This is a genomic window from Promicromonospora sp. Marseille-Q5078, assembly GCF_050315395.1.
In the GTDB taxonomy this organism is placed as follows: domain Bacteria; phylum Actinomycetota; class Actinomycetes; order Actinomycetales; family Cellulomonadaceae; genus Isoptericola.
Map to the genome: position 1 here is coordinate 3,111,834 of NZ_JBNPQG010000001.1, position 18,561 is coordinate 3,130,394.

Annotated in this window: 15 protein-coding genes; 2 read left to right on the plus strand and 13 right to left on the minus strand. The window is 73.3% G+C overall.

Features of this window, described 5'->3' with window-relative positions; all coding sequences use genetic code 11:
• Window positions 1-51: 51 nt before the first annotated feature.
• Window positions 52-1,914, minus strand: a complete 1,863-nt coding sequence (gene ilvD, locus ACQFYA_RS14535) for a dihydroxy-acid dehydratase (protein ID WP_499125367.1) — start codon at window positions 1,912-1,914, stop codon at window positions 52-54.
• Window positions 1,915-2,233: 319 nt separating this feature from the next.
• On the opposite strand from ilvD, the gene ACQFYA_RS14540 reads away from it, so the two are divergent.
• Window positions 2,234-2,809: a DoxX family protein gene (locus tag ACQFYA_RS14540; protein WP_499125369.1), complete on the plus strand. Its 576-nt coding sequence runs from the start codon at window positions 2,234-2,236 to the stop codon at window positions 2,807-2,809.
• A gap of 37 nt (window positions 2,810-2,846) precedes the next feature.
• Here ACQFYA_RS14540 and ACQFYA_RS14545 read toward each other — a convergent pair whose 3' ends face one another.
• Window positions 2,847-4,367: a peptide MFS transporter gene (locus tag ACQFYA_RS14545; RefSeq protein ID WP_499125370.1), complete on the minus strand. Its 1,521-nt coding sequence runs from the start codon at window positions 4,365-4,367 to the stop codon at window positions 2,847-2,849.
• Between the two features lie 108 nt (window positions 4,368-4,475).
• Between ACQFYA_RS14545 and ACQFYA_RS14550 the strand changes: the two genes are divergently transcribed.
• Window positions 4,476-5,852, plus strand: coding sequence for a cryptochrome/photolyase family protein (locus ACQFYA_RS14550; protein WP_499125372.1), 1,377 nt, complete (start codon window positions 4,476-4,478; stop codon window positions 5,850-5,852).
• 30 nt (window positions 5,853-5,882) lie between these two features.
• Here ACQFYA_RS14550 and ACQFYA_RS14555 read toward each other — a convergent pair whose 3' ends face one another.
• The 11 genes from ACQFYA_RS14555 to ACQFYA_RS14605 all read right to left on the minus strand — a co-directional run bounded on the left by ACQFYA_RS14555 (window position 5,883) and on the right by ACQFYA_RS14605 (window position 18,554).
• Window positions 5,883-6,710 carry a bifunctional allantoicase/(S)-ureidoglycine aminohydrolase gene (locus ACQFYA_RS14555; protein ID WP_499125374.1) on the minus strand — a complete coding sequence of 276 codons (828 nt, stop codon included), beginning with the start codon at window positions 6,708-6,710 and terminating at the stop codon, window positions 5,883-5,885.
• 190 nt (window positions 6,711-6,900) lie between these two features.
• A complete protein-coding gene (locus ACQFYA_RS14560; RefSeq protein ID WP_499125376.1) occupies window positions 6,901-7,488 on the minus strand; it encodes a GNAT family N-acetyltransferase in 588 nt (195 codons plus the stop codon).
• Window positions 7,488-8,993 (minus strand): Asp-tRNA(Asn)/Glu-tRNA(Gln) amidotransferase subunit GatB, encoded by a 1,506-nt coding sequence (gene gatB, locus ACQFYA_RS14565; RefSeq protein ID WP_499125377.1) that lies wholly within the window; start codon window positions 8,991-8,993, stop codon window positions 7,488-7,490. The genes ACQFYA_RS14560 and gatB overlap by 1 nt, the downstream gene beginning before the upstream one ends.
• Window positions 8,994-9,018: 25 nt before the next feature.
• Complete coding sequence (gatA, locus tag ACQFYA_RS14570) at window positions 9,019-10,539, minus strand: Asp-tRNA(Asn)/Glu-tRNA(Gln) amidotransferase subunit GatA (protein WP_499125379.1); 1,521 nt, start codon at window positions 10,537-10,539, stop codon at window positions 9,019-9,021.
• A 1-nt stretch (window position 10,540) separates the two neighbouring features.
• Window positions 10,541-10,837, minus strand: coding sequence for an Asp-tRNA(Asn)/Glu-tRNA(Gln) amidotransferase subunit GatC (gene gatC / locus ACQFYA_RS14575; RefSeq protein ID WP_380245487.1), 297 nt, complete (start codon window positions 10,835-10,837; stop codon window positions 10,541-10,543).
• A gap of 168 nt (window positions 10,838-11,005) precedes the next feature.
• Window positions 11,006-12,592 carry a malate synthase A gene (gene aceB, locus ACQFYA_RS14580; protein WP_499125381.1) on the minus strand — a complete coding sequence of 529 codons (1,587 nt, stop codon included), beginning with the start codon at window positions 12,590-12,592 and terminating at the stop codon, window positions 11,006-11,008.
• A 124-nt stretch (window positions 12,593-12,716) separates the two neighbouring features.
• Window positions 12,717-13,193 carry a thioredoxin-dependent thiol peroxidase gene (gene bcp, locus ACQFYA_RS14585; RefSeq protein WP_499125383.1) on the minus strand — a complete coding sequence of 159 codons (477 nt, stop codon included), beginning with the start codon at window positions 13,191-13,193 and terminating at the stop codon, window positions 12,717-12,719.
• Between the two features lie 47 nt (window positions 13,194-13,240).
• On the minus strand, window positions 13,241-14,578 hold the full coding sequence (gene allB / locus ACQFYA_RS14590; protein WP_499125385.1) for an allantoinase AllB: 1,338 nt from the start codon (window positions 14,576-14,578) through the stop codon (window positions 13,241-13,243).
• Entirely contained in the window at window positions 14,575-15,768 is a 1,194-nt protein-coding gene (locus tag ACQFYA_RS14595) for a glycerate kinase (protein ID WP_499125387.1), read from the minus strand. Before ACQFYA_RS14595 ends, allB begins: the two co-directional genes overlap by 4 nt.
• 72 nt (window positions 15,769-15,840) lie before the next feature.
• Window positions 15,841-17,628 carry a glyoxylate carboligase gene (gene gcl, locus ACQFYA_RS14600; RefSeq protein WP_499125388.1) on the minus strand — a complete coding sequence of 596 codons (1,788 nt, stop codon included), beginning with the start codon at window positions 17,626-17,628 and terminating at the stop codon, window positions 15,841-15,843.
• Between the two features lie 47 nt (window positions 17,629-17,675).
• Window positions 17,676-18,554 carry a 2-hydroxy-3-oxopropionate reductase gene (locus ACQFYA_RS14605; protein ID WP_499125390.1) on the minus strand — a complete coding sequence of 293 codons (879 nt, stop codon included), beginning with the start codon at window positions 18,552-18,554 and terminating at the stop codon, window positions 17,676-17,678.
• Between the last annotated feature and the right edge of the window lie 7 nt (window positions 18,555-18,561).

Consider the following 18,561-nt stretch of genomic DNA (forward strand, 5'->3'; position numbering starts at 1 on the left):
ATCGCGCAACACGGGATCCGGGCGGGCGCCCGCGGGGCGGTGACGCCGCCGTCAGCGGCGGGCGATGAGCGACACGTCGCGCACGGCGCCGCGGTCGGCGGACGTCGCCATCGCCGCGTACGCCTGCAGGGCCGGGGAGACGTAGCGGTCGCGGTTCAGCGGCTGCCACGGGTTCTCCCGGGCCTCCATCTTGGCGCGCCGCTCGGCGAGCACCTCGTCCGAGACGTTCACGCGGATGAGGCGCGTGTCGACGTCGATCTCGATCTCGTCGCCGTCCTCGACGAGGCCGATGACGCCGCCCGCGGCCGCCTCGGGCGACACGTGGCCCACGGAGATGCCGCTCGACCCCCCGGAGAACCGGCCGTCCGTGATGAGCGCGCACACCTTGCCCAGGCCGCGGCCCTTGATGAACGACGTCGGGTAGAGCATCTCCTGCATGCCGGGGCCGCCGGCCGGGCCCTCGTACCGCACGACGACCACGTGCCCGGGCTCGACCTGCTTGGTGAGGATCTTCTCGACGGCGTCCTCCTGCGACTCGCAGACCAGCGCCCGGCCGACGAAGTGGAAGACGTCCGGGTCGACGCCCGCCGTCTTGAACACGGCGCCGTCCTCGGCGAGGTTGCCGCGCAGCACGGCCAGGCCGCCCTCCACGGTGTACGCGTGCTCGAGGTCGCGGATGCAGCCGTTCGCGGCGTCGGTGTCGAGGCTCTCCCACACGTTGGAGGTCGAGAAGGCCTGCGTGGTGCGCACGCCGCCGGGAGCGGCGTGGAACAGCTCGGTCGCGCGCTCGGTCGCCTTGCCGCCGCGCACGTCCCAGTCGTCCAGCCACTCGCGCAGCGTGGGCGTGTGCACCGAGGAGACCTCGTGGTCCAGGAGGCCGGCGCGGTCCAGCTCGCCCAGCAGGGCGGGGATGCCGCCGGCGCGGTGCACGTCCTCCATGTGGAAGCTCGGGTGGTTGGGCGCCACCTTGCTCAGGCACGGCACGCGGCGGCTGATCTGCTCGATGTCGGTGAGGTCGAAGTCGACCTCGCCCTCCTGCGCGGCGGCGAGGACGTGCAGCACCGTGTTGGTGGAGCCGCCCATCGCGACGTCCAGGGCCATGGCGTTCGAGAACGCCGCCTTGGTGGCGATGGAGCGCGGGGCGGCCGAGTCGTCCTCGTCGTCGTAGTAGCGCTTGGCCAGGTCGACGATGGTGCGGCCGGCCTCGAGGAAGAGCTCCTTGCGGGCGGCGTGGGTGGCGAGGGTCGAGCCGTTGCCCGGCAGCGACAGCCCGAGCGCCTCGGTGAGGCAGTTCATCGAGTTCGCCGTGAACATGCCGGAGCACGAGCCGCAGGTGGGGCACGCGTTCTCCTCGACGGCCGCGAGGGCGTCGTCGGACACGTTGTCGTCGGCCGAGTAGTTGATCGCGTTGATGAGGTTCAGCGGGGTCTTCGCGACGCCGTCGGCGACGATCGCCTTGCCGGCCTCCATCGGCCCGCCGGACACGAAGATCACCGGGATGTTGAGCCGCAGCGCGGCGTTGAGCATGCCCGGCGTGATCTTGTCGCAGTTGGAGATGCACACCAGCGCGTCGGCGCAGTGCGCGTTCACCATGTACTCGACCGAGTCCGCGATGAGGTCGCGGCTGGGCAGCGAGTAGAGCATGCCGCCGTGGCCCATCGCGATGCCGTCGTCGACGGCGATGGTGTTGAACTCCTTGGCGACGCCGCCGGCCTCCTGGATCGCCGACGCCACCAGGTCGCCCATGTCCTTGAGGTGGACGTGACCGGGGACGAACTGCGTGTACGAGTTCGCGATCGCGACGATCGGCTTGCCGAAGTCGTCCGCGCCCATGCCGGTGGCGCGCCAGAGCGCGCGGGCACCGGCCATGTTGCGGCCGTGGGTGGACGTCCGAGAGCGCAGGGGACGGCTCATTGTCAGCTCCTTCGACGAGTGGTGCCGCGCCGTCGCGGGCGACGCGCACGAGCACGCTACGCCCGCCGTCCCGGATCGCGGGCACGCGTCCGCCCAGTGGTCGATCTGTCCGGCGGGACGACCCGCAGGTCACGGCGGGGTTGCGATCCCCGGGCAACCGGGGGATGTTGTCCACCGTTCAACTAGTGATGCGGGCAAACCGGCCGAAACCGGCTGCCCACGAACCGCACCATCAGCAGCGACCCCGCCTCCGGGCAGCGCCGCCACGGAGTCACCGACCTCAGCACCACGCAGCGCACCACGATCAGGGAGCTCACTCATGACCGCGACCGCCGCAGGCAGCACGATCGGCACGACCCCCACCGACCGCACCCGGACGGACGACGACGCGTCGCCCGTCGTGACCCGGCCCGGCGCCCGGCGCGCGCTGGCGCTGTGTCGCATCCTCCTCGCAGGAGTCTTCCTGTGGCCCGTGGCCGACAAGACCTTCGGGCTGGGCTACGCCACCCCGGCCGAGCGCGCCTGGCTGGTGGGCAGCTCCCCCACGGCGGGCTACCTGGGCTCGATCGAGAGCCCGCTCGCCGGGGGCTTCGCCGCGCTCAGCGGCCCCGCCGTCGACTGGCTGTTCATGCTGGGGATGCTCGGCACGGGCCTGGCCCTGCTGCTCGGCATCGGGCTGCGCGTCGCGGCCGTGGCCGGCAGCCTCATCATGCTGAGCCTGTGGCTCTCGACCTGGCCCTTCGCGGCGGGCTCGCAGAACCCCGTGGTCGACCAGCACCTCGTGTTCACGGCGCTCCTGGCCGCCCTCGCGCTCACCCGCGCCGGCGACACCTGGGGCCTCGGCCGCGCCTGGGCCGCCTCGCCCGTGCCCGGCAGCGCCACCTGGCTGCGCTGACCGGGGCGCCGGGGCGGCACCCGCGGCGCCGGCGCGCTCAGGCGCCGGCGCTGTGGGTGTGCTCCATCTCGTCGGCGCGCCGGATGTGCCGCGTGACCCACGGGGCGAGCAGCAGCAGGAGCCCCGCGAACACCAGCGCCACGACGCCGATCCCTCCGAAGTAGGCGGTGTCCGAGACGCCCTCGGTCGCCTCGATCGTCTGCGCCGTGATCGCCTGCCCGGCGGCCGACGACAGGAACCACAGCGCCATCGCCTGCCCGCGGAACGCCCGCGGGGCCAGCAGCGTCGTCGCCGCGATGCCCACCGGCGAGAGGCACAGCTCGCCGAGCGTCTGGATGACGTAGACGACCCCGAGCACCCACGGCGGGGCGAGCTCCTCGGCGAAGACCTCGGACATCCCCGCGAGGAACAGGAACGACAGGGCGGCCAGGGTCAGCCCCATGACGAACTTGTACGCGGTGGGCGGGCGGTCCCCCGTCCTGGTCCAGATCCAGGCGAACACCGGCGCCAGGACGATGATCGTCGCCGGGTTGATCGACTGGAAGAACGCCGGCGACAGCTCGATGCCGAACAGCTGGAGCTCGGTCCGGTCCGCGGCGAACTGCGTGAGGGTGGTCGCCGCCTGCTCGAAGATCATCCAGAACAGCATCGCCGAGACGAACAGCGGCACGTAGGCCAGCACCCGGGGCCGCTCGGCGTCGGTCACCCGCTTGGAGCGATACATCACTGTCAGCAGCACGACCGGGGTCGCCAGGGCGAGGTAGGACACCGCGTCGATGAACGTCGAGACCGCCCATCCCCCGGCGAGGACCACGGCGAGCGCCGTCGCGACGGCGATCGCCCCGAGGACGATGAGGCCGAGGCGGACGACGGCCGGCCGGTCCTGCGGCCGGATCGGGTTGGGGACGTCCGTTCCGGCGTCGCCCAGGTACCGGTAGCCGGCGACGAAGAAGACCAGCGCGATCGCCATGCCGACCGCGGCCACCGAGAATCCCGCGTGGTAGCCCCACATGCGCTGGACGAAGCCGACGATGAAGGGCGAGAAGAACGACCCCAGGTTGATCCCCATGTAGAAGATCGAGAACGCCGGGTCGCGGCGCGGGTCGTCGCGGGAGTAGAGCTCGCCGACCATCGAGGAGACGTTCGGCTTGAGCAGGCCGGTGCCGAACGCGACCATGCCGATGCCGAGCATCGAGAAGGCATAGGTGGGCACCGTGAGCGCCACGTGCCCGGCGGCGATCACGATCCCGCCGTACAGCACCGAGCGCCGCGCCCCGATCACCCGGTCGGCGAGCCAGCCGCCCACGACCGACAGCAGGTAGACCGACGTGCCGTAGATAGAGACGAACGCGGCGCCCGTCGTCTCGTCCATCCCGAGCCCGCCGTTGGCGACGGTGTCCGTCAGGTACAGCAGCAGGATCGCCCGCATGCCGTAGTAGCTGAACCGCTCCCAGGCCTCCGTCGTGGCGAGCGTCATCAGCCCGCGCGGGTGGCCGAAGAAGGCGCGGTCCCCCTCGTGCTCCGGGTGCGGCGCCGGCGCTGCCGCCTGATCGGTCATGGAGACGACTCTGGCACCGGGGTCCGGGATCGGCGACCGGTGGTGGCGGCTTCCACCCGCTCCGCCCCGTTCCCGGTCGGGAGCAGGGCGGGCACGTACGGTGGTCGGATGCCGACGACCGTGATCTGGTTCCGCCGCGACCTGCGCCTCGCCGACAACCCCGCGCTGGTGGCCGCCGTGGAGTCGGCCCGTTCCGACGGCGCCGAGGTCGTGGGGCTCTATGTCCTGGACGACGCCCTGTGGGGAACCGCGGGCGCCAACCGCCTGGCGTACCTCGGCGCCTCCCTCCGCGCGCTCGACGCCGCCTGCGACGGCCGGCTGGTGGTGCGCCGCGGGGACGCGCGCGACATCGTGCCCGGCGTCGCCCGCGCGGTCGGCGCCGCCGAGGTGCATGTGGCCGCGAGCCACGAGCCGTACGGCCGGCGCCGGGACGACGCCGTGGAGGCCGCCCTGGCCGAGACCGGCGCGCGCCTGGTCCGCACCGGCTCCGCGTACGCCGTCTCCCCGGGCCGGCTGCGGACCGGCGCGGGCACGCCGTACCAGGTGTTCACGCCGTTCCGCGGCGCGTGGCTGGAGCACGGCTGGCGGGCGCCGGCGCCGCGGCCGCGCGAGATCCCGTGGGCGTCGCTGCGCACGGACGACGTGCCCGACGCCGCGCCGACGGCGGAGCACCTGCCCCGCGCCGGCGAGGACGCCGCACGGCGCCGGTGGCACGCGTTCCTGCGCGACGGCCTCGCGGGATACGCGACGGACCGGGACCGGCCGGACCTCGCCGGCACCTCCGCGATGTCCGTGCACCTGCGCTGGGGCGAGGTCCACCCGCGGACGCTGCTGGCCGACCTCGGCGAGGCGCAGGGCGGCGGGGCACCCGCGGACGACGTCGCCACGTACCGGTCCGAGCTCGCGTGGCGCGAGTTCCACGCCGACGTCCTGCACCACCGCCCGGACGCCCGCACCCGCTCGCTGCGCGCCGTCGTGCCCGACGACTCCTGGGCCGCCGGCGCGGCCGGCGACACCGCCTTCGACACCTGGGCCGCGGGGCGCACCGGCTACCCGCTCGTCGACGCCGGGATGCGCCAGCTCCTCGCCACCGGGTGGATGCACAACCGGGTGCGAATGGTCGTCGCGTCGTTCCTCGTCAAGGACCTGCACGTGCGCTGGCAGCGCGGGGCCGCGCACTTCATGGCGCACCTGGTGGACGGCGACGTGTCGCAGAACCAGCTCAACTGGCAGTGGGTGGCGGGCACGGGCCACGACGCGGCCCCCTACTTCCGCGTCTTCAACCCGGTGACCCAGGCGAAGAAGTTCGACCCCGACGGCGACTACGTGCGCCGCTGGGTGCCCGAGCTGCGGGGCGTGTCCGGCCGCGCCGTGCACGAGCCGTGGACGCTGCCCTCGCCGCCGGAGGACTACCCGGACCGGGTCGTCGACCACGCGCACGAGCGGCGCGTCACGCTCGACGACTTCGAGCGCGCGCGCCGCTGAGGTGCCCCGCGGTCAACTTGACGCGGACGGTCAGCGCCGGTCGAGCCGCACCTGTCGGTTGACGTCCTTGTAGAGCAGGTAGCGGAACGGCTTCGGGCCGCCGGCGTAGCAGGCCTGCGGGCAGAAGGCGCGCAGCCACATGAAGTCGCCCTCCTGCACCTCGACCCAGTCGCCGTTGAGGCGGTAGACGGCCTTGCCCTCGAGCACGTACAGGCCGTGCTCCATGATGTGCGTCTCCGCGAACGGGATGGAGCCGCCGGGCTGGAACGTCACGATGTTGACGTGCATGTCGTGCGCGAGGTCGTCGGGGTCGACGAAGCGCGTGGTCGCCCAGGCGCCGTCGGTGTCCGGCATGGGGCGCGGCTCGACGTCCTGGTCGCGGGTGACGAAGGTCTTCGCCTCGTAGCCGTCGATGCGCTCGTAGACCTTGCGGACCCACTGGAACGCGGCCTTGGCGTCGGAGCGGTTGCGCAGCGCCCACTGGTCGCCCGCGGCGAGGTACGCGTAGCCGCCCGGCTCCAGCAGGTGCTCGGTGCCGCCGACGGTGAGCACCAGGCTGCCCTCGGTGACGAAGACGACCGACTGCACGGTCTCCTCGATCTCGCCCCGGTCGGTGCCGCCGCCCGGGGAGACCTCGACCACGTACTGGGCGAACGTCGTCGCGAAGCCCTCGATCGGGCGGGCAAGGACCCACAGCCGCGTCCCGTCCCAGCCCGGGAGGTTCGAGGTGACGATGTCGCGCAGCACGCCCCGCGGGATCACCGTGTACGCCTCGGTGACGATCGCCCGGTCGGTCAGCAGCTCGTCCTGCCCGGGCAGCCCGCCCTGCGGGGTGTAGTAGCGGGTGGTCTGGGTCATGGATCTCGCTCCTCGCTCGACGGGCCGTTGTCGCTGCAGTTTCCATGCTTCGGAATACTGATTCTGCGATATGAAGTTATGCGCCGCCGGTGACGGTGTCAAGAACGGCGAGCGCCGGTCGAGCCTGTCGGGTCTCGACAGGCTCGACCGGCGAATGCTCGGCCGGCAGGTGCTCCACCGGCATGGGCGCTCAGTCCGTGCCGACCCCGGCCCGGAACTCGTCCTCGAGGATGCTCATGACGACGGCGTCGGTCCAGCCCCTCCCGTCCCGGAAGGCGTCGCGCAGGCGGCCCTCCTCGCGGAATCCGAGCGAGTCGTACAGGGCGCGCGCCCGCGGGTTGATGCTCATCACCGCGAGGCTCACCCGGTGCAGGCCGAGGCCGCCGCCGGCGTGCTCGAAGGCGAACCGCAGCACCTCCCCGATGGCCTCGCGGCCGTAGCCGCGGCCCCGGTAGTCCGGCATCATCCGCAGGCGCAGGTGCGCCGACAGCAGCGCGGGGTCCACCTGGTCGAGGGAGATCTCGCCGAGGAGGTCGTCGCTGACGAGCTCCCCGTCACGGACGGCCGCCGACGTGATCGCCCAGTCGTACCGGCCGGGCAGGTCCGCCGCGGTCGCCGCCCACGTGGCCACCTCGGCTCGGGTCGAGGCACCGGTGGTGCCCATGCCCGTCAGCCGGCCGCTGTCCGGATCGCGCAGCGAGGCCCACAGCCGGTCGGCGTCCCGCGCCTCGAGCGGGCGCAGGCGCACGAGCTCCCCGTGCAGGACGGGCGACCGCATCAGCCGATCCTCTCCAGCACCAGCTCGCGCACGCGCTTGGCGTCCGCCTGTCCCTTCGTCGCCTTCATCACCGCGCCGATGATGGCGCCGACCGGCCCCTGGTTGCCGCCGCGGACCTTCTCCACGACGTCGGGCTGCGCGGCGAGCGCCGCGTCGATCGCCTCCAGGAGAGGGCCGTCGTCGGACACGACCTCCAGCCCGCGCGCCGCCACGACGGCCTCCGGGCCGCCCTCGCCGGCGAGCACGCCGTCGAGCACCTGCCGGGCGATCTTGTCGTTGATGCGGCCGGAGTCGACGAGCTGCTGGAGCTCGCCGATCTGCGCCGGGGTGATCGCGAGCTCCGCGAGCTCGACGTCCTCCTGCTTGGCGCGGCGGGCCAGCTCGCCCATCCACCACTTGCGCGCGGCGGCCGGGCTCGCGCCCGCGGCCACCGTGGACTCGATGAGGTCGAGCGCGCCGGCGTTGACGACGTCGCGCATCTCCGCGTCCGCGAAGCCCCACTCGTCGTGCAGCCGCCGGCGGCGGGCCTGCGGCAGCTCGGGGAGCGTCGCGCGGATCTCCTCGACCCACTCCCGCGACGGCGCCACCGGCACCAGGTCGGGCTCCGGGAAGTAGCGGTAGTCCTCGGCGTCCGACTTCACGCGGCCGGGCGACGTCGAGCCGTCCTCCTCGTGGAAGTGGCGCGTCTCCTGGATCACCGTCTCGCCGGCGTCGAGGAGCGCGGCCTGGCGCGAGACCTCGTAGCGCACGGCCCGCTCGACGGAGCGGAACGAGTTGACGTTCTTGGTCTCCGTGCGGGTGCCGAGCGGGGACTCGGGCGTCGGCCGCAGCGAGAGGTTGACGTCCGCGCGGACGTTGCCGCGCTCCATGCGCGCCTCGGACACGCCGAGCACGCGGAAGATGTCGCGCAGCGCCTGCACGTAGGCGCGCGCCACCTCGGGCGCCCGCTCCCCCGCGCCGGTGATCGGCTTGGTGACGATCTCCACCAGCGGGACGCCGGCGCGGTTGTAGTCGACCAGCGAGTACTCGGCGCCGTGGATGCGGCCGGCGGAGCCGCCCACGTGCGTGTTCTTGCCGGCGTCCTCCTCCATGTGCGCCCGCTCGATCTCGACGCGGTGCACGGTGCCGTCCTCGAGCTCGACGTCGAGCCAGCCCTCGAAGGCGATCGGCTCGTCGTACTGCGAGGTCTGGAAGTTCTTCGGCACGTCCGGGTAGAAGTAGTTCTTCCGCGCGAACCGGCAGGTCTCCGCGATCTGGCAGTTGAGCGCCAGGCCGATGCGGATCGCGTACTCGACGGCGGTGCCGTTGACGACGGGCAGCGCGCCCGGCAGTCCGAGCGACACCGGCGTGGTCTGCGTGTTCGGCTCGGCGCCGAACGACTGCTCGGCCGCGCAGAACATCTTGGTGCGGGTGCCGAGCTCGACGTGCACCTCGATGCCGAGCACCGGGTCGTAGCGGCGCACGGCGTCGTCGTAGGCGACGAGAGCAGGGGTCGTGGTGGTCACAGTGCTGTTCTCCTGTTCTCCGCCGTCAGCCCAGCTCGGGCGCGCGCGACAGCAGGGGGGCGCCCCAGGTGGACTCGAGGGCCGACTCGAGCGCGGCGCCGACGCGGTAGAGGCGGTCGTCCGCCTTCGCCGGCGCGAGGATCTGGAAACCTGTGGGCAGGCCGGCGCCACCCTCCGACGACGCGGCCAGGCCGTTCGGCACCGAGATGCCCGGCACGCCCGCGAGGTTGGCCGGGATGGTCGCGACGTCGTTGAGGTACATCGCCAGCGGGTCGTCCAGCTTCTCCCCCAGCGGGAACGCCGTGGTGGGCGCCGTGGGCGAGACGAGCACGTCGGCCCGGGCGAACGCGGCGGCGAAGTCGCGCTGGATGAGCGTGCGGACCTTCTGCGCGCTGCCGTAGTAGGCGTCGTAGTAGCCCGCCGACAGGGCGTAGGTGCCGAGGACGACTCGGCGCTTGACCTCGTCGCCGAACCCGGCGCCGCGGGTCGCGGCCATGACGCGCTCCGCGGTGACCGGGCCGTCGGTCGGCTCGACCCGCAGGCCGAAGCGCATGCCGTCGAACTTCGCGAGGTTGCTCGACGCCTCCGCCGGCATGATCAGGTAGTACGCGGCGAGCGCGTAGTCGAAGCTCGGGCAGGAGACCTCGACGACCTCGGCGCCCGCCTTGGTCAGGAGCTCGAGCGACTCGTGGAACCGCGCGAGCACGCCGGGCTGGTACCCCTCGCCCTGCAGCTGCGTCACGACGCCCACCCGCAGGCCGGACAGGTCGCCCAGCGCGCCCTGCCGGGCGGCCTCCACCAGCGGCGGCAGCGGCTCGGGGATGGAGGTCGAGTCGCGCGGGTCGTGGCCGCCGATGAGCTCGTGCAGCAGCGCCGAGTCCAGCACGGTGCGGGTGACGGGCCCGGCCTGGTCGAGCGAGGACGCCATCGCGATGAGGCCGTAGCGCGACACGCCGCCGTAGGTGGGCTTCACGCCGACGGTGCCCGTGACGGCGCCCGGCTGACGGATCGAGCCGCCGGTGTCGGTGCCGATCGCGAGCGGCGCCTCGAAGGCGGCGACGGCGGCCGCGGAGCCGCCCCCCGAGCCGCCGGGGATGCGCGACAGGTCCCACGGGTTGTGCGTGTTGCCGTAGGCCGAGTGCTCCGTGGAGGAGCCCATCGCGAACTCGTCCATGTTGGTCTTGCCGAGGATCGGCAGGCCCGCGGCGCGGAGCTTCTCGACGAGCGTCGCGTCGTAGGGCGGGATCCAGCCCTCGAGGATCTTGGAGCCGGCCGTCGAGGGCATGCCCTGCGTGACGACGACGTCCTTGACGGCGATCGGCACGCCGGCCAGCGGGTGCAGCTCCTCGCCGGCGGCGCGGCGGGCGTCGACGTCGGCGGCCGTGGCCAACGCGTCCTCGTCGTTCACGTGCAGGAACGCGTGCACGTCCCCGTCGACGGCCGCGATGCGGTCCAGGTGGGCGCGGGTGGCCTCGACGCTGGAGGCCTCCTTGCGGGCGAGGGCGCCGGCGAGGTCCGCCGCGCTGAGGCGGGTCAGGTCCGTCATCTCACTCCTCCCCGAGGATCTGCGGCACGGCGAAGCGCCCGTCCTGCGCGTCCGGCGCGGCGGCCAGCACGTCGGCCACGGGCAGCGCCGGCTGCGGCACGTCCTCGCGGAACACGTTCGTCATGGGCAGCGGGTGGCTCGTCGCGGGCACGTCGGGCGTCGCGACCTCGCGCACGCGGGCGATCGAGTCGACGATGACGTCGAGCTCGCCGGCGAGCCGGTCGACCTCGTCGTCGCGCAGGTCGATCCGGGCCAGGGCGGCGACGCGCGCGACCTCGTCTCGGGAGATGGTGGACATGGCCGCCAGTCTAGTGGTCGGCGCATGTCGCGGAGGTTGTCCGCCCGTGACGGGACGGATGTCCGGCCGCACGACACGACGGCCGGCACCTCGCCCGTCGGGCGTGGTGCCGGCCGTCCTGCTCCGGCGGTGCTCGGCGCCCCCGTCGCGGCCGAGCGTGCCGGTTCCTCAGTCCATCCGCTCGTAGGCGGCCGTCGTGAGGAAGTCGATGTACTCGTCGGCCACGGCGACCTCGACGAAGAGGGCACGCGCCTCGTCGTAGTCGGCGACGTCGCCCGGAAGCTTCGCCACCTCCTCCTCGACGACGCGGTCGACGAGCTCGCGGGTCACCGTCTGGCCGGAGTCGGCGAGGACGACGCCGTTGTGCAGCCACTGCCACACCTGCGACCGCGAGATCTCCGCGGTGGCGGCGTCCTCCATGAGGCCGAAGATCGCGACCGCGCCGAGCCCGCCCAGCCAGGCGTGCAGGTACTGGATGCCGACGGACACGTTGCTGCGCAGGCCGGCCTCCGTGACGGTGCCCGGCGTCTTGTCGACCGACAGCAGGTCGGCGGCCGTGACGTGCACGTCGTCGCGCGTGCGGTCGATCTGGTTCGGCCGGTCGCCGAGCACCTGGGTGAAGGCGTCCTTGCAGGTGCTGACCATCCCGGGGTGGGCCACCCAGGAGCCGTCGAAGCCGTCGCCGGCCTCGCGCGCCTTGTCGGCGCTCACCTTGGCGTAGGCCTGCTCGTTGGCCTCGGCGTCCTTGCTCGGGATGAAGGCGGCCATGCCGCCGATCGCGTGCGCGCCGCGCTTGTGGCACGTCGAGACGAGCAGCTCGGTGTACGCGCGCATGAACGGCACGGTCATCGTGATCTGGTTGCGGTCCGGGAGCAGGAACTCCTCGCCGCGGGTGCGGAAGTTCTTCACCACCGAGAACAGGTAGTCCCAGCGGCCCGCGTTGAGGCCGGCCGAGTGCTCGCGCAGCTCGTAGAGGATCTCCTCCATCTCGAACGCGGCCGGGATCGTCTCGATGAGCACCGTGGCGCGGATGGTGCCGCGCGGGATGCCGAGGGCGTCCTGCGCGAGGACGAACGCCTCGTTCCACAGGCGCGCCTCGAGGTGCGACTCCATCTTGGGCAGGTAGAAGTACGGCCCGAGGCCCTTCTCGATCTGCCGCAGGCCGGCCGTCGCGACGTAGAGCGCGAAGTCGACGAGGCCGCCGGAGGTCTGCTCGCCGTCCACGAGGACGTGCTTCTCGTTCATGTGCCACCCGCGGGGCCGCACGATGATGGTGGCGAGCTCCTCGTCGGGCTTGAGGGCGTACGACTTGCCGGCCTCGTTGGTGAAATCGATGCGCCGCTCGATCGCGTCGAGCAGGTTGAGCTGGCCGCCCACCACGCTGCGCCACTGCGGCGTGTTGGCGTCCTCCTGGTCCGCGAGCCACGTCTTCGCGCCGGAGTTGAGCGCGTTGACCGTCATCTTGCGGTCCGTCGGGCCGGTGATCTCGACGCGGCGGTCGACCAGGCCGGGGGCCGGGGCGGCGACCGTCCAGGAGTCGTCGGCGCGGACGTGCGCCGTCTCCGGGAGGAAGTCGAGCGTGGCGCCGTCGGCGAGCTCCTGGCGGCGGCGCTGCCGCGCGTCCAGCAGCTCGAGGCGGCGGGCGCCGAGCTGCCGGTGCAGGGTCACGATGAGGTCGAGCGCGGCCGGGGTGAGGACCTCGGCGTCGCGCTCACCGATCTCGGCGGTGATGGTCAGGCCGTCGGGGAGCTCCACGACAGTCCCTCCTTGTTCTTGTCCTGCGGGTTCGGGTGCTGAACGCCGCGCTGCACGTTGCATGGCGGAATCGTGATTACGCCTAGCGGAATCTCCTGGGGGAACCCTAGCGGTTTCGGCCCGCTCAGGCACCCACGAGCCGGGCGCGCAGCGCGGCCACGTGCCCGATGGCCTCGACGTCGTACTCGGCGGTGCGAAGGGTGCCGTCCGGGTCGACGACGAAGGTGCAGCGGTGCACCCCGTCGAACGTCCGGCCGGCGACCGTCTTCGAGCCCCACGTGCCGTACGCGTCGGCCACGGTGTGGTCCGCGTCGCTCAGCAGGGGGAACGTCAGGTGCTCGGACTCCACGAAGGCACGGACGTCCTCGACCGGGTCCGCGGAGACCCCGACGACGGCGTACCCCGCCCCCGCGAGCGACGCGAGGTTGTCGCGGAAGTCGCACGCCTCGGTGGTGCAGCCGGGGGTCCCGGCCTTCGGGTAGAAGTAGACGACCACGCCCTTGTCCGCGCCGGCGCGCACCTCCGCGAGGGACACGGGCGTGCCGGCGGGGTCGGGCAGGGTGAAGTCGGGGGCGGTGTCGCCCGGCTGGAGTCGCGTCATCGTGCGTCCTCGTTCGTTCTCGGTGACGGGGGGGGAACCGCGGCGCGTCAGGCGTCGCCGCGGCGCAGCAGGGTGCCGGTGGGCTCGTCGCCCACGGGACGCCCGCGCAGCAGCGTGCGTCGCACGACACCCGTCAGGCCACGGCCGGCGTACGGCGTGACCGGGTTCTTGTGGTGGAGCCGGACGGGGTCGACGACGAACGTCGCCTCCGGCGCGAAGACCGCGAGGTCCGCGTCCTTGCCGACCGCGATGCCGCCCTTGCGCTCCAGCCCGACCAGGGCGGCGGGGCCCGCGGACATCCAGCGGACGACCTCCGCCAGCGGGACGCCGCGGCGGCGCGCCTCGGTCCAGACGACGGCGAGGCCGAGCTGCAGCGACGCGACGCCGCCCCACGCGGCCGCGAAGTCGCCGGAGGCCGGTTCCTTGAGCGCGGCGGTGGCCGGCGAGTGGTCCGTGACGACGACGTCGATGAGGCCGTCGCGCAGGCCCTGCCACAGCCGGTCCTGGTTGTCGTGCTCGCGGATGGGCGGGCAGCACTTGTAGGCCGTCGCGCCGTCGGGCACGTGGTCGGCGTCCAGCGAGAGGTAGTGCGGGCAGGTCTCGACCGTCAGCCGGACGCCCTCGGCGCGGGCCGCGGCGATCATCGGCAGCGAGTCGGCGTCCGACAGGTGCAGCACGTGCGCGCGGGCGCCCGTGGCGCGGGCGGCGTCGATGAGCCCGGCGATGGCCGTGGACTCGGCCTTGGCGGGCCGGGAGGCGAGGAAGTCCTTGTAGAGCCGGCCGGGCTCCTGCGGGGCGTCCTCGAGCGTGCCCGGGTCCTCCGCGTGCACGATCATCAGGCCGCCGAAGGTGGTCAGCTCGGCGAGGTCCGCGCGCAGCTCGTCGTGCTCGAGGTGCCCGAACTCCGGCACGCCCGAGTCGGCCAGAAAGCACTTGAAGCCGAAGACGCCCGCGTCGTGCAGGGGCCGCAGGTCCGGGGTGTTGCCCGGCACCGCGCCGCCCCAGAAGCCGACGTCGACGAACGCCTGGTCGACCGCGCGCTCCTTCTTCACCTCGAGGTGCGCGACCGACGTCGTGGGCGGCAGCGAGTTGAGCGGCATGTCGACGATGGTCGTCACGCCGCCCGCGGCCGCGGCGCGCGTCGCGGTGGCGAAGCCCTCCCACTCGGTGCGCCCGGGCTCGTTGACGTGCACGTGCGAGTCGACGAGCCCGGGCAGCAGCACCTCGTCGTCGGCGAGCTCGAGCACCTCGGCGCCCTCGAGACCCGCGCCGAGCGGGACGACGGCCGCGATCCGGCCGTCGGTGACGCCCACCTCGACGGCGCGCTCCCCCTCGGGGGTCAGGGCGCGGGCGGCGCGGACGACGAGGTCGTGGGTCGTGGTCATGCGGTCTCCATCGGGGTCGTCAGGGACGTCGTGGGTGCGGGCAGGTGCGCGGCGAGCCGCGCGGCGAGGGACTCGAGCAGCGGGCCCGCGCCGGCGATGCAGCGGGCGACGTCCGGCTCGACGTCGGTGAGGGCGTGCACGGCCACGATCCCCGCGGCGGCCGCCTCGTCGGGGCCGAGGGTGGTGCGGCCGCACACGGCGACCGTCGGGACGCCGGCCGCGGCGGCCGCGGCGGCTACGCCCACCGGCGTCTTGCCGTGCAGGGACTGCCGGTCGAGGCTGCCCTCCCCCGTGACGACGAGGTCGACCCCGGCCAGGCGGTCGGCGAACCCCGTGAGGGCGAGCACCTCCTCCACGCCGGGGCGACGCTCGGCGCCGAGCAGCAGGCAGGCGAAGCCGACGCCGCCGGCCGCGCCTGCGCCGGGCGCGTCGGCACAGCCGCGGGCGCCGGTGACGCCCACCGTCGCGAGCACGTCCACCCAGGTCGCCAGGCCGAGCTCGAGCTCCGCGACCGTAGCGGCGTCGGCGCCCTTCTGCGGCCCGTACACGGCGGCGGCCCCGTGCTCGCCGAGCAGCGGGTTGTCCACGTCGCTCGCGAGCACGACCTCGGTGTCGGCGAGCGCCGGGTGCAGGCGGGAGAGGTCGACGTCGACCAGCTCGCGCAGGTGCCCGCCGCCGTCGGCGAGGTCGCCGGCGCCCGAGGTGAGGCGCGCGCCGAGTGCCGCGAGCATCCCCGCCCCGCCGTCGGTGCTGGCGGATCCGCCCACGCCGACGACGATCTCCCGGGCCCCGGCGTCGAGCGCGTGCGCGATCACCTCGCCGAGCCCGCGCGACGTGGCGCCGAGCGCCGCCTCGCGCGTCGGTGTCACCATCGCCAGCCCGGTGACCGCCGCCATCTCGATGACGGCGGTGGTGCCGCGCCGGGCGTACCGGGCGGCGACCGGCTCCCCGAGGGGGCCGGTCGCGACCAGGTCCACCGCGGCGTAGCCGGCGGCGAGGGCGGCCTCGAGGGTGCCCTCGCCGCCGTCGGCCACGGGGAGCTCGTCGACGACGACGTCCGGCAGGGCCCGGCGCAGGCCCGCCGCGAGGTGTCCGGCGACCTCGCCCGCGGACAGCGAGCCCTTGAACTTGTCGGGGGCCAGCAGCACGCGCGCCGCGCGCCCCCGCGCGGTCCGTCCGGTCGTCGTCACCGCCGCTCCCCTCCCTGGTCCGTCGTGGTCCATCGTCCCTCCCCGCCGCGAGGTCCGTCGCGGTCCGGCCGCTCAGTCCAGCAGCGCGATCGCGGTCGGCGAGTCCTCGGCCGAGATGGCCAGGTCCTCGAACTCGTTCACGCCGTTGAGCTCGACGCCCATCGCGATGTTGGTGACGCGCTCGAGGATGACCTCGACCACCACGGGGACGCGGAGCTCGGCCGTCATGGCCTGCGCCTTGGCGAAGGCGGCGCCCAGGTCCTCGGGGTCCGTGACGCGGATCGCCTTGCAGCCCAGCGCCTCGGCGACCTTCACGTGGTCCACGCCGTAGCCCTCGGGCTCCCCGTCGCCGTGACCCATGTTGATGTTGTCGAACGCCAGGGACACGTGGAAGTCCATGTCGAACGCGCGCTGCGACTGCCGGATGAGGCCCAGGTAGGCGTTGTTCACCACGACGTGCACGTAGGGCAGGTGGTGCTGCGCGCCCACGGCGAGCTCCTCCAGCATGAACTGGAAGTCGTAGTCGCCGGAGAGGGCGACGACGTTGCCGTCGGGCAGCGCGCGGGACACGCCCAGCGCGGCCGGGCCGGTCCAGCCCAGCGGCCCCGCCTGGCCGGCGTTGATCCAGTGCCGCGGCCGGTAGGTGTGCAGCAGCTGGGCGCCGGCGATCTGCGACAGGCCGATCGTGGTGACGTAGACCGTGTCGCGGTCGAAGGCCTTGTTCATCTCCTCGTACACGCGCTGCGGCTTGATCGGCACCTCGGTGAAGTGCGTCTTGCGCTGCAGGGTCCGCTTGCGCTGCTGCGCGCTCTCCGCCCACGCCGACCAGTCGGGCACCGTGCCCGCGGCCTTGCGCTCGGCGGCGATCTCCAGAGCGGTGCGCAGGAAGGAGCCGGCGTCGGAGACCACGCCGTAGTCGGGCGCGAACACGCGGCCGATCTGCGTGGGCTCGATGTCCACGTGCACGAACGTCCGGCCCTCGGTGTATGTCGACAGGCCGCCGGTGTGGCGGTTGGCCCACCGGTTGCCCACGCCGATCACGAAGTCCGACTCGAGGAACGTGGCGTTGCCGTAGCGGTGCGACGTCTGGATGCCGACCATGCCCGCGGTCAGCGGGTGGTCGTCGGGGATCGCGCCCCAGCCCATGAGCGTCGGCACCACGGGCACGCCGAGGGTCTCGGCGAGCTCGACCAGCTCGGCCTCCGCGCCGGCGTTGATGATGCCGCCGCCGGCGACGATCAGCGGGCGCTCGGCGGCCAGCAGCATGTCCAGCGCCTTGGCGACCTGCTCGCGGGTGGCCTGCGGGCGCTCGACGGCCAGCGGCTCGTAGGTCTCGGGGTCGAACTCGATCTCCGTGAGCTGCACGTCGATCGGCAGGTCGATGAGCACCGGGCCCGGGCGGCCCGAGCGCATCAGCTGGAACGCGTGCTGGAACACGCCCGGCACCTGGGAGGCCTCGAGGACCGTCTTCGCCAGCTTGGTCACCGGCGCGGCGATCGACGCGATGTCGACGGCCTGGAAGTCCTCCTTGTCGAGCTTGGCCACCGGGGCCTGGCCCGTGATGCACAGCATCGGGATCGAGTCGGCCCACGCGGCGTAGAGGCCCGTGATCATGTCGGTGCCCGCGGGGCCCGACGTGCCGATGCAGATGCCGACGTTGCCGCGCTCGGCGCGCGAGTAGCCGTCGGCCATGTGCGACGCGCCCTCGACGTGCCGGGCGAGCACGTGGTGGATCCCGCCGTGCTGGCGCATGGCGTCGTAGAACGGGTTGATGGCGGCGCCGGGGAGGCCGAAGGCCTCGGTGGCACCCTCCTTCGCCAGGATGGCGACAGCGGCGTCGACCGCGCGCATGCGGGGCATGGTGCTCTCCTTCGAGTCTTCTGGGGTGTCGGGGTCGGTCGCGACGGTCAGTCGCGACCGGAGAGGCGCGCGACGGCGTTGAAGAGGCCGGAGTGGTCCAGCGAGCCGTCGCCCTCGGCGCGGGCCGCGGCCATGAGCTGGGCGACGACGGCGCCCACCGGGGCGACGACGCCCTGCTCGCGGGCGGCGGTGGTGAAGATGCCCAGGTCCTTGTGGTGCAGGTCGATCCGGAAGCCGGGGGCGAACTCGCGTCCCAGCATCTTCTCGGCCTTCTGGTTCAGCACGGCCGAGCCGGCGAGCCCGCCGCCGAGGACCTTCACGGCCGCCCCGGTGTCGACGCCGAAGGCCTCCAGGAAGACCACGGCCTCGGCCAGCAGCGCGATGTTGCCGGCGACGATGAGCTGGTTCGCGGCCTTGACGGTCTGGCCGGATCCCGACGGGCCCACGTGCACGACGGTCTTGCCGACGGCGTCGAACACGTCGGACGCGGCGGCGAAGTCCTCGGCGGAGCCGCCGACCATGATCGACAGGGCGGCGTTCCTGGCGCCCGCCTCACCGCCGGACACCGGCGCGTCGAGGTAGCGGAAGCCGGCGGCCCTCGCCTGCTCGGCCAGCGCGATCGTCACGTCCGGGCGGATCGAGGAGAAGTCGATGATCAGGGTGCCCGGCTGCGCGTTCGCGAGGACGCCGTCCTCGCCGGTGAGCACGCCTTCGACGTCGGGCGAGTCCGGCACCATGACGGCGACGACGTCGGCCGCCTTGACGGCCTCCGCGACGGACGAGGCGGCGGTGCCGCCTGCCTCGACGAGGGGCTGCGCCTTGGCGGCGGTGCGGTTGTAGCCGACGACGGAGTGACCGGCGTCCTGGAGGTGGACGGCCATCGGGCTGCCCATGATGCCGAGGCCGATGAAGGCGATGGTGCTCATTGGTCGG

What these genes read in the sequence shown, in the direction of transcription:
- ilvD (WP_499125367.1), bottom strand. Translation starts at nt 1,914, where the DNA reads ATGAGCCGTCCCCTGCGCTCTCGGACGTCCACCCACGGCCGCAACATG.
- ACQFYA_RS14540 (WP_499125369.1), top strand. Translation starts at nt 2,234, where the DNA reads ATGACCGCGACCGCCGCAGGCAGCACGATCGGCACGACCCCCACCGAC.
- ACQFYA_RS14545 (WP_499125370.1), bottom strand. Translation starts at nt 4,367, where the DNA reads ATGACCGATCAGGCGGCAGCGCCGGCGCCGCACCCGGAGCACGAGGGG.
- ACQFYA_RS14550 (WP_499125372.1), top strand. Translation starts at nt 4,476, where the DNA reads ATGCCGACGACCGTGATCTGGTTCCGCCGCGACCTGCGCCTCGCCGAC.
- ACQFYA_RS14555 (WP_499125374.1), bottom strand. Translation starts at nt 6,710, where the DNA reads ATGACCCAGACCACCCGCTACTACACCCCGCAGGGCGGGCTGCCCGGG.
- ACQFYA_RS14560 (WP_499125376.1), bottom strand. Translation starts at nt 7,488, where the DNA reads ATGCGGTCGCCCGTCCTGCACGGGGAGCTCGTGCGCCTGCGCCCGCTC.
- gatA (WP_499125379.1), bottom strand. Translation starts at nt 10,539, where the DNA reads ATGACGGACCTGACCCGCCTCAGCGCGGCGGACCTCGCCGGCGCCCTC.
- gatC (WP_380245487.1), bottom strand. Translation starts at nt 10,837, where the DNA reads ATGTCCACCATCTCCCGAGACGAGGTCGCGCGCGTCGCCGCCCTGGCC.
- bcp (WP_499125383.1), bottom strand. Translation starts at nt 13,193, where the DNA reads ATGACGCGACTCCAGCCGGGCGACACCGCCCCCGACTTCACCCTGCCC.
- allB (WP_499125385.1), bottom strand. Translation starts at nt 14,578, where the DNA reads ATGACCACGACCCACGACCTCGTCGTCCGCGCCGCCCGCGCCCTGACC.
- gcl (WP_499125388.1), bottom strand. Translation starts at nt 17,628, where the DNA reads ATGCCCCGCATGCGCGCGGTCGACGCCGCTGTCGCCATCCTGGCGAAG.
- ACQFYA_RS14605 (WP_499125390.1), bottom strand. Translation starts at nt 18,554, where the DNA reads ATGAGCACCATCGCCTTCATCGGCCTCGGCATCATGGGCAGCCCGATG.